At 48.1% G+C, this 905-nt stretch carries 2 tRNA genes and 2 rRNA genes; all 4 read right to left on the bottom strand.

Annotated elements, in window-relative coordinates:
• Positions 1–104 (bottom strand): 23S ribosomal RNA (locus F2P46_RS35975); the annotation flags it as partial.
• Positions 105–345: 241 nt separating this feature from the next.
• Positions 346–421: transfer RNA gene (locus F2P46_RS35970), tRNA-Ala, on the bottom strand.
• A gap of 98 nt (positions 422–519) precedes the next feature.
• Positions 520–596, bottom strand: a tRNA-Ile gene (locus tag F2P46_RS35965).
• Positions 597–686: 90 nt separating this feature from the next.
• Positions 687–905: ribosomal RNA gene (locus F2P46_RS35960) — 16S ribosomal RNA — on the bottom strand; the annotation flags it as partial.

Here is a 905-nt window from a genome sequence, read left to right as displayed (position 1 = left end):
ATCAAAGCTTGTTTGCTAGCTCCCCGCAGCTTATCGCAAGCTACTACGTCCTTCATCGCCTGTAATCGCCAAGGCATCCACCATGTGCACTTATTCGCTTGTCCCTATAACGTTAGCCTCTGTTCCGAAGAACAAAGAGCGTTACAGAGATAAGAAAGTACAGCGTTGTTGCTTTGTTTTGATACATACAATCACTACCCATCGAACCGTCTGTCGACGATTCGATTAAAACTTTACTTCTTCCAGATTGTTAAAGAACGAAACAGCTTTTAATCCCTGAAAGATCAAACCTAAACATCTCACCATGTGGTGTTGCTTACGTTTGCACTTTCAAGATTAGTAGAGTGGTGGAGGATGACGGGATCGAACCGACGACCCCCTGCTTGCAAAGCAGGTGCTCTCCCAGCTGAGCTAATCCCCCAAGAGTTCATCAAACAAAAGTACAAACCTACTTTTGTTTGGAGCCAGGTAAAAATCCCTGGCAGAGCCAGATGATTTTTACAGACAACTTCAACGAACTGGTAGGGCTGGTTGGACTCGAACCAACGACCCCCGCGTTATCAACACGGTGCTCTAACCAGCTGAGCTACAGCCCCGACTTGGACACTGCTACTGTTTCTTCTAAATTCAACAGTCGATAAGAGTGGACGCTTAATAAATTGGCTCTATAGCCGGTGCAACTCTAGAAAGGAGGTGATCCAGCCGCACCTTCCGATACGGCTACCTTGTTACGACTTCACCCCAGTCACGAATCCTACCGTGGTAAGCGCCCCCCTTGCGGTTAAGCTACCTACTTCTGGTAAAACCCGCTCCCATGGTGTGACGGGCGGTGTGTACAAGACCCGGGAACGTATTCACCGCGACATGCTGATCCGCGATTACTAGCGATTCCAACTTCATGTAGT

Origin of the sequence: Massilia sp. CCM 8734 (assembly GCF_011682155.1) — a bacterium.
GTDB lineage: Bacteria > Pseudomonadota > Gammaproteobacteria > Burkholderiales > Burkholderiaceae_D > Telluria_A > Telluria_A rubra.
The sequence above is the reverse complement of the archived record's forward strand: the minus strand, read 5'-3'. Positions and strand labels throughout refer to the sequence as shown.